Source organism: Streptomyces sp. NPDC031132 (genome assembly GCF_055570595.1).
Genome location: NZ_JBVIGX010000024.1, coordinates 107,298 through 115,785 on the forward strand (window position 1 = coordinate 107,298; position 8,488 = coordinate 115,785).

Here is an 8,488-nt window from a genome sequence, read left to right on the forward strand (position 1 = left end):
GGACGCTCTTGGGGTGGTCTTCTCTCCCCCCCCCCTTTCTTTCCTCTGTTTCCTGGTGCACGATGAGTGCTTTTTGTGTTTGGGGTTCGGCGGCTGGGGCCGCCCCCCCGGGGCCCGCGCCTCAAGCGCCGGCGAGGCTGGGTAGGGGCACACGGCCATGGATCCTTCGCGTCTGCGGCGCCGCTGCCGGGCGCCGCACCTCAATCGCCGGCGGCGCTGGGTAGGAGCACGGCCCCGGACGCTTCGCGTCTGCGGCGCCGCTGCCGGGCCCCGCGCCTCAATTCGTCGGCGGGGCTGGGAAAGGGCACGGCCGCCGCGACTCGAGCGCGGGGCGGCTGGGAGGGGTAGCGGCCCCGTGCCTCGGGTGCGGCGGGGCCGGAACGGCGTGGGTAGGCCGTGGGCCCCGCGGCCTTCTGGGGCGGCGGGGCTGGAGGGGGGTGGGCGGTTGTGTGGGTCAGGTGCCCAGGACCAGGAGGCCTTCGGACTGGGGGAGGGTGCCCGGGGTGAGGGGGGCGAAGGTGAGGGGGAGGGCGAGGCGGGGTGGGCCGGATTCCGGGAGGGGGTCGAAGAAGTACGCCGCCTCCGCCGCGGTGTCGCTGACCAGGTGGGGACCGGCGGGGGACGGCGTGGCGCGGGTCAGCGGGGTGCGGAAGAGGCTGCGGAGGTGGCGGAGGGTCTCCGGAGTGACGTGCGACGGACGGGGGAGGGGGGCGGGGGTCGGCGGGGTCTCCTCGGCGTCCGGGGCCTCCGCGGCAGCCGGCACGTCCGGGGGGATGGCTCCCGACAGGAGCAGCGCCAGGAGCACCGGGACGGCCTTGCGGCGCAGGGCCTCCGTGGCCTCGGGCAGCCGGTGGGCCCGGTTCGCGGGCAGCGACAGCGCGAGGCTGCCCGCTGCGTCTCCGGTGGCGATCGGGACGGCGGAGCAGACGACCCCCGGCGAGTACTCGCGCAGGTCGAAGACCGGCGCGCCCGGAGCCAGCGCGTCGAGCGCGCTGAACAGCACCCGGCTGTCGGTGATCGTCTGCGGGGTGAGCCGAGCCGGCCGGTACCGGGCGACGTGGTCGCGGCGGCGGTCGTGGTCGAGCTGCGTCAGCAGGCACTTGCCGACGGCGCTGGCGTGCGCCGCGGCCTTGAAGTCCACCCACTCCTGCACCGGCGGCGCCCCCGGCCCGTCGGCCATCTGGGTGATCCGGACCTCCCCCTCGGCATACCGGCTCAGGTACACCGCGGCGCCCGCGCTGTCCCGGGCCAGGGCCAGGGTGCGCTGGAGCTGGCCCGCCAGCCCACTGCCGCCGGGGGCGGCGAGCCGGTCGAGGGCGGGCCCGCGCGCGTACACGCCCGCGCCCGGCCGGTACGCGTACTCCTCCTCGCACAGCATCGCCAGCAGCGGCCGCAGCTCCGCCTCCGCCAGACCGGCCTCCCGCCCCAGCTGGCCGGCCCGCACCCCCAGCGGGTGCTTCTCGAGGACCCGTACGACGGCCAGCGCGCGCCGCGCCTGCGCCAGGGCCTCGCTCGTCCCGGCCCGGGGGCGGCCGTCGCGCGCCGCCGACGCGAGCGCGGGATGCCGCAGCGGTCCCGCGCCCAGCCGGGTCTGCTCGGGGGACGCCGCCACCACCGGCGGCGCCGGCCGGAAGGCGTCCAGCGCCGACGGCAGTCCCGGCCTCGGCAGCGGCACCGGGCCCAGATCGGGATCGTCGAGCTGCTCGACGTAACGCAGGACCGTCGCCTGCGCGCACAGCCGTACCTCGCGCAGATCCCGCCGGCCGCCCGGCCGGAACCCGCGCCGGCCCAGCTCGCGCGCCCAGACCCGGGCGTCGTGGTGCTCTCCGCGCCGGGAGTGGTCGAGGAACAGGCAGTACGCGGCCGCCGCGGTCCGCGCTCGCCCGGAACCGGCGGCGAACTGCCACCAGAAGCGGGCCCCTTCGCGCAGCCCGGCCAGGTGGAGCAGGCAGCCGAAGACGACCGCCCCGGCCAGATCGGTGTGCCCGCTCTCGACGAAGGCCGTGAGCTGGGCCTCGGCCTTCGGGGTGCACACGGCGGCCAGGCAGACGGCCTTCAGGTCGCGCCGGGCCCGTTCCGAGTTGAGCGGGCAGTCCCGCGCGGGGTCGCTCCACCCGTACGCCCGGCGCCGGGAGGGCGCCGCGGCGGCCTGCCCCCGGGCGGCGCGCAGCAGCCGCGCCTCGGCCGCGCCCAGGTCGTAGTGCGGGTACCGGTCGCGGACCCCGGCCCGGGTCAGGAACTCGGCCAGGGAGCGGCGGGTGGCATCGCCGCCGCGCTCCTCCTTGCCCTCGCGCCGCCTCATGATTCGGCGGAGGTGTCGAGCAGGCGGGCGAGCCGCCGGTGGGCCTGGCCGAGCTGCGAACGGACGGTGGCCTCGTCGACGCCCATCACGGAGGCGGCCTCGCCGGGGGTGCACTGGAGCCCGTAGCGCAGCAGCACGGCGTCGCGCTGGCGTTCGGCGAGCCGGGACACGGCGGAGTAGAAGCGGATGGTGTCCGTCAGCACCTCGTACTGGTCGGCGTGGGCCTCCTTGAGGGCGGCCTCGAAGGCGCTGATGTCCATCGGTTCGGGCCAGGTGCTGCGCCGCCGCTGCCGGTCGACCAGCCGTTGCTTGAGGATGGTCCAGGCGTAGGCGTCGAGCCGGTCCATGTGGAGCATTCGTAACCACTCGTTCATGATCGAGTCGAAGGTGGCGTCCACCGCGTCCTCGGCAGCCGTGTCGGAGCCCAGCTGCAGGTACGCGAAACGCATGTACGAGGGCCGCCGGTTGGCGTGGAAGGCCCAGTACGACAGGCGTGCCGTCGGGTCCCACTGACTCATGGGCGTCGGCCGCCGCCGTCGGCTGGGCAGTCCCACGGCCCCACCGGACTCCTCTGGTCCGCCATCGCTCACCGTTCCACCTCACCTCATCCCCTGTGCGCGGACAGCCTGGCAGTGCGGGCGCACCCGAGGGGCGCAGAAGAGAGACCTCGAGAGATTACGTTCGGTGATGATCGGCGCGTGACCGACTTCGATCACCTGCGGGCCCACTCCGCGCGTACGCATATGCCGGGGCCAAGCCGGGCCGCCATGCACCGGCGTACGCCCTGTGACCAGCCAGGACGGCCGCACCGGCGGGCCCTCCCGGCCGAAGCCCGGACACCGGTCCGCGGTGATCCGGTCCGGCTGTAGCATGGGCCCACTGCGAGGGCCGTGACGGAGAGGTCACTTCCCTCGCTTTTGCGTTACGTCCACCCCGAAGAAATGCGGCCCGTGGCCTTTCGTCGGTTCGATACGATGAACCGCATCACAATCCGTCACGTCACGTTGTCACCGCATAGATGAAATGGAGCATCCGAGGATGGCTCGACACCTGATCACCAGCGCGCTTCCCTACATCAACGGGATCAAGCACCTGGGCAACATGGTCGGGTCGATGCTTCCGGCGGATGTGTACTCCCGGTACCTCCGCCAGCGCGGCCACGACGTCCTCTACATCTGCGCCACCGACGAGCACGGCACCCCCGCCGAGCTCGCCGCCAAGGAGGCCGGCGTCTCGGTCGCCGAGTTCTGCGCGCAGGCGCACGACGCCCAGAAGGCGGTCTACGACGGCTTCGAGCTGTCTTTCGACTACTTCGGCCGCAGCTCCTCGCAGCAGAACGCCGAGATCACCCAGCACTTCGCGCGGCAGCTGCAGAAGAACGGCTTCATCGAGGAGCGCGCGATCCGGCAGGTGTACTCGCCGGTCGATGGCCGCTTCCTGCCGGACCGCTACGTCGAGGGCACCTGCCCGCACTGCGGCTACGACAAGGCCCGCGGCGACCAGTGCGAGAACTGCACCCGCGTCTTGGACCCCACGGACCTGATCGAGCCCCGCTCGGCCATCTCCGGCTCCACCGAGCTCGAGGTCCGCGAGACCAAGCACCTCTTCCTCCTCCAGTCCAAGCTCCAGCACGAGGTCGAGGCCTGGGTCGCGGAGCACGAGGAGGAGTGGCCGCAGCTGGCGTCCTCCATCGCCCGCAAGTGGCTGACCGAGGGCCTGCACGACCGCGCGATCACCCGCGACCTCGACTGGGGCGTCCCGGTCCCGGCCGACACGTGGCCCGAACTGGCCGCCGACGGCAAGGTCTTCTACGTCTGGTTCGACGCGCCGATCGAGTACATCGCCTCCACCAAGGAGTGGGCGGACGCCGACCCGGCCACCCGCGACTACAAGTCCTGGTGGTACGAGGCCGAGGACGTGCGCTACACGCAGTTCATGGCCAAGGACAACGTCCCGTTCCACACGGTGATGTTCCCCGCCACCGAGCTCGGCACCCGCGAGCCCTGGAAGAAGGTCGACTATGTCAAGGCCTTCAACTGGCTGACGTACTACGGCGGCAAGTTCTCCACCTCGCAGAAGCGCGGCGTCTTCACCGACCAGGCGCTGGAGATCCTCCCGGCCGACTTCTGGCGCTACTTCCTCATCGCCAATGCGCCCGAGTCCGACGACTCGTCGTTCACGTGGGAGCACTTCGCCGCCACCGTCAACAAGGACCTCGGCGGCACGCTCGGCAACTTCGTCAACCGCGTGCTCACCTTCTCCCGCAAGAAGTTCGGCGACGAGGTCCCGGCGGGCAGCCCGGCCGGCGAGGTCGAGGCCAAGCTGGGCGAGCAGATCGCCGAGCTCCTGGCCGAGTACGAGGGCCACATGGAGTCCCTCCAGTACCGCAAGGCCGCGGCCGCGCTGCGCGCCCTGTGGTCGGCCGGCAACGCGTACCTCGACGAGAAGGCCCCCTGGCTGGAGGTCAAGACCGACCTGGAGGGCGCGGCGCTCACGCTGCGCACCGCGATGAACCTGATCCACCTCTACTCGGTGGTATCGGAGCCGTTCATCCCGGCCTCGGCGCGCGCCATGCGCTCCTCGTTCGCGCTGGCCGACGACACGGCCACGTGGGTCACCCCGGAGCAGGCCAAGTCGCTGGACGCGGTCCCGGCGGGTACGCCGTTCACCGTGCCGCCGGTGCTCTTCGCACGGGTCACCGAGGAGGACCTGGAGTCCTACCGCGAGCGCTTCGGCGGCACCGAGGCCGGCTGACCTCCCCCGCCCGGGCCAAGGGGCGCGACCTCCCGGGGTCGCGCCCCTTCGCCGTACCCCCGTACCCCCGTTCCCCCTGCGCGGACGCGGGGTGGTAGGGGAAACCCGACCCCGAAGTGTCCACCTGGGTGGGCAGACCCGGCCGGGGGTGCGCGGCTGGAATGGGCCCATGACCCCTTCCCGTAGTGTCCGCGCCGCCCTTCAGGCGACCGGCTGGCTCGTGGCGGCCGCCTGGGCGCTGTCCTTCCCGCTCTTCTCCCCACTCGGGCCGCACCGGCTGTGGGGCTGGTGCGCTGCGGCCGGCTACCTGTGCGCCGCGGCGCTCACCGTCCGGCGGCCGCGGGCCGCCGTCGCGGCCGCCCTCGTGGGAGCCGTCGCCGTCCCGCTGCTGTGGCTGGTGCTGACCGGCCGGGGGCAGTCCGAGGTGATGGTCGTCGAACGCTCCGGCCGGCTGCTGCTGGAGACCGGGCGGATGTACGTGGACCAGCCCGCGGGAGTGGACGAGTACACGCCGTACCTGCCGGGCATGGCGGCCCTCGGCATCCCGCACACGGTGCTGGGACGGCTGGGCGACGCCCGGATCTGGTGTGCGGCGGTCCTGTTCGGCGGGATGTGGGCGGGGCGCCGCCTGCTCGGCGGGGCGCGGTCGCCCCTGGTGCCCGTGCTGGTGGCCTCGCCGGTGGTGGCGCTGCCGCTGGCGGTGAGCGGCGTGGACCTGCCGCTGGCCGGGCTGTGCTGCCTGGCGCTGGCTGCGGCCGCGGCGGGGCGCCCGGTGCTTGCGGGGGCGGCCCTCGCCGGGGCGTGCGCGCTGAAGTGGACGGCGCTGCCCGCGGTCGCCGTGGCGGTGGCCCTGCTCGCGGCCTGCCGGGGCGGTCGGGCGGCGGTGCGCTGCGCCGGGGTGGCGGTCCTCGGCACGGCCGCGCTCGTGCTGCCGAGCGCGCTGCTCCAGCCGGAGGAGACGGTACGGCAGGTGTTCGCCTTCCCGACCGGGCGCGCGGAGGTACCCACCCCGGCGAGCAGCCCGCTGCCGGGACATCTGCTGGCCGAACTGGGCACCTGGGGCTGGTGGCTGACGGTGGCTCTGCTCGCGGTGGGCGGTCTGGCGGTCGCGGTCTCACTGGCGGTGCGGCCGCCGCGCACGCTCGTTGCGGCGGCGGACCGCCTCGCGATCGGCCTCACGCTGGCCTTCCTGCTCGCCCCGGCCGGGCGCTTCGGCTACCTGGCGCTGCCGGTGCTGCTGGTGGTCTGGGCGCGCTCGGTGACCGCTCCCGGGTTCTCCCGCATCGTGGCCGGCTCCGCGGGCCGGTATGCCCAGGGTCAGCCCTCCGCGCCGCGCAGGTGGGCCAGCACCGCCAGCACACGGCGGTTGCCCTCGGTCGGGTCGAGGTCCAGCTTCATGAAGATGCTGCTCGCGTGTTTGACGACGGCCGCCTCGGTGACGAACAGCCGGGCCGCCAAGGCCTGGTTGTTGAGGCCCTCGGCCATCAGGGCCAGCACCTCGCGTTCGCGCGGGGTGAGCCGGGCGAGGGGCCGGTCCGCCGCCTGCCGGCCCAGCAGGACCCGGACCACCTCGGGGTCGATGACCGTGTGGCCCCCCGCGACCCGTTCGAGGGCGTCGAGGAACTCCGCCACCTCGCCGACGCGGTCCTTGAGCAGGTAGCCCAGCCCGGCCGGGCCGCCCGCCGCCGCCCCGGCGGTGAGCAGCTGGGTCGCGTACGCCGTGGCGACGTACTGCGAGAGCACGAGCACCGGCAACGAGCCGTCCCGGGAGCGCAGTTCGAGGGCGGCGCGCAGGCCCTCGTCGCGGAAGCCGGGCGGCATCCGGACATCGGTGACGACGACGTCGGGCCGTTCGGCCTCCACCGCCCGGATCAGCTCCTCGGCGTCCCCGACGGCGGCGAGGACGTGGTGGCCGCTGCGGGTGAGGAGTTCCGTCAGCCCGGCGCGCAGCAGGACGGAGTCCTCCGCGAGGATCAGCCGGAGCACGGCACCTCCACCCGGAGTTCGGTCGGACCGCCCACCGGGCTGGACACCACCAGCCTGCCCTGCAACATCGCCACCCTGTCCGCGAGACCCGCCAGGCCTGCTCCCGCGCCGGGATCCGCCCCGCCGCGGCCGTCGTCGGTGACGGAGAGAGTCAGCCGGCCCCCGTCGACCCTACCGGCGATCCCGATGTGCGAGGCGCCGCTGTGCTTCGCCGCGTTGGCCAGGGCTTCGGTGACCGTGAAGTACGCGGTGATCTCCACCGGTTCGGGCAGCCGGGGCACGTCCAGGTCCACGGTCACCGGCACGGGGTGGCGCAGCGCGACCTCCGCGACGGCCGCCGCGAGCCCGTGGTCGGTGAGCACCTGCGGGTGGATCCCCCGTACGAGGTCGCGCAGTTGCTCCAGGGCCAGCCGTGCCTCGCCGCGGCCCCGGGCCACCAGCTCGGCCGCGTCGGCGGCCTGCGGCACCCTGCGCAGCTCCAGCTCGGCGAGACCGAGGGTCATGCTGAGGGCGACCAGCTGCTGCTGGGCGCCGTCGTGCAGATCCCGCTCGATCCGCCGCCGTTCGGCCTCGAAGGCGTCCACGAGGCGGACCCGGGAGCGGGTCAGCTCCAGCACCCGGGCGTCCTCCTCGCGCGCCCCGAGCAGCAGCCGTGCGGTCTTCACCTGGGCTCCCGCGAGGAGGCCTCCGGCGTACGCGGCCAGCACGAGCCCGGCCAGTCCGACGGCGGTACCGCCCAGGGCTTCCGGCGGGCCGGAGACCGGCCTGCCGGGGACCAGCATCACGGTCTCCGGGGCGAGGGTCCACACGACGACCGGGCTCGCCACGAGGATCAGCGAGAAGGCGAGCAGCGTGACGACCCCGAAGCCGGCCGCGGCGAACACCGGCCCGAGCAGGGCGGCGTACCCGAGCTCCCGCCACGTGGCCCGCTCGCGCAGCCGGGTCCGCAGCCAGGCGGCGGTGCCGGCCCCGGCGAGCGAGACGTGCGGATCCGGCACGGGGGCGGGCTCCACCCACCGCAGCCGCCACCGCTCGAACTGCCCGAGCGGCACTGCGCCGGCCACGGCGCCCAGCAGCAGGAGCAACCCGATCCCGGCGACGGCCAGCAGCACCCCCAGCCCGAGGAGCAGCGCCAGCGCGAGCAGGACCCCGTACCCGAGGAGCATCCCGCTGCCGAGGTACGACCAGCAGCGCCACGGCCACCAGGAGCCGAGGAAGCGGACCGGCCGCTTCAGCGCCGCCCAGACGGCGACCGGCGGCTCGGCAGCCGGCTCCTCGGTGGCGGCGGGTTCGGACATCCGGTCAGCCTAGGGGGTGTCCGCAAGGTCTTGCCTGGCCCGCGGCGTCTGGTGCCGCACCTCGCCGCGTTGTCGGGGGGGGGGGGGGGGGGGGGGAGGCGGGGGTCCAGGACAAACCCTCGGGAACCACCCGGGGGGGTTGTTGATG

4 protein-coding genes and 2 pseudogenes are annotated in these 8,488 nt (G+C 74.3%); 2 read left to right on the forward strand and 4 right to left on the reverse strand.

The features are described from left to right. Positions 1-784: 784 nt before the first annotated feature. Both ACZ49B_RS28340 and ACZ49B_RS28345 read right to left on the reverse strand, forming a co-directional pair. A pseudogene (locus ACZ49B_RS28340) lies at positions 785-1,504 on the reverse strand (IclR family transcriptional regulator domain-containing protein); the annotation flags it as partial. Positions 1,505-2,298: 794 nt separating this feature from the next. After that, positions 2,299-2,820: an RNA polymerase sigma factor gene (locus ACZ49B_RS28345; RefSeq protein ID WP_468311271.1), complete on the reverse strand. Its 522-nt coding sequence runs from the start codon at positions 2,818-2,820 to the stop codon at positions 2,299-2,301. 520 nt (positions 2,821-3,340) lie between these two features. On the opposite strand from ACZ49B_RS28345, the gene metG reads away from it, so the two are divergent. Both metG and ACZ49B_RS28355 read left to right on the forward strand, forming a co-directional pair. Next, positions 3,341-5,056, forward strand: a complete 1,716-nt coding sequence (gene metG, locus ACZ49B_RS28350; RefSeq protein WP_468311273.1) for a methionine--tRNA ligase — start codon at positions 3,341-3,343, stop codon at positions 5,054-5,056. Positions 5,057-5,582: 526 nt separating this feature from the next. Next, positions 5,583-6,197 (forward strand): annotated as a pseudogene (locus tag ACZ49B_RS28355) (glycosyltransferase 87 family protein); the annotation flags it as partial. A 176-nt stretch (positions 6,198-6,373) separates the two neighbouring features. On the opposite strand, the gene ACZ49B_RS28360 reads toward ACZ49B_RS28355, so the two are convergent. Both ACZ49B_RS28360 and ACZ49B_RS28365 read right to left on the reverse strand, forming a co-directional pair. After that, positions 6,374-7,042 (reverse strand): response regulator transcription factor, encoded by a 669-nt coding sequence (locus ACZ49B_RS28360; protein ID WP_468311275.1) that lies wholly within the window; start codon positions 7,040-7,042, stop codon positions 6,374-6,376. Continuing rightward, a complete protein-coding gene (locus ACZ49B_RS28365; RefSeq protein WP_468311277.1) occupies positions 7,030-8,340 on the reverse strand; it encodes a sensor histidine kinase in 1,311 nt (436 codons plus the stop codon). The genes ACZ49B_RS28360 and ACZ49B_RS28365 overlap by 13 nt, the downstream gene beginning before the upstream one ends. Positions 8,341-8,488 lie beyond the last annotated feature (148 nt).

Coding starts and splice junctions, on each gene's coding strand:
- ACZ49B_RS28345 (WP_468311271.1), bottom strand. CDS start 2,820: ATGAGTCAGTGGGACCCGACGGCACGCCTGTCGTACTGGGCCTTCCAC.
- ACZ49B_RS28365 (WP_468311277.1), bottom strand. CDS start 8,340: ATGTCCGAACCCGCCGCCACCGAGGAGCCGGCTGCCGAGCCGCCGGTC.
- metG (WP_468311273.1), top strand. CDS start 3,341: ATGGCTCGACACCTGATCACCAGCGCGCTTCCCTACATCAACGGGATC.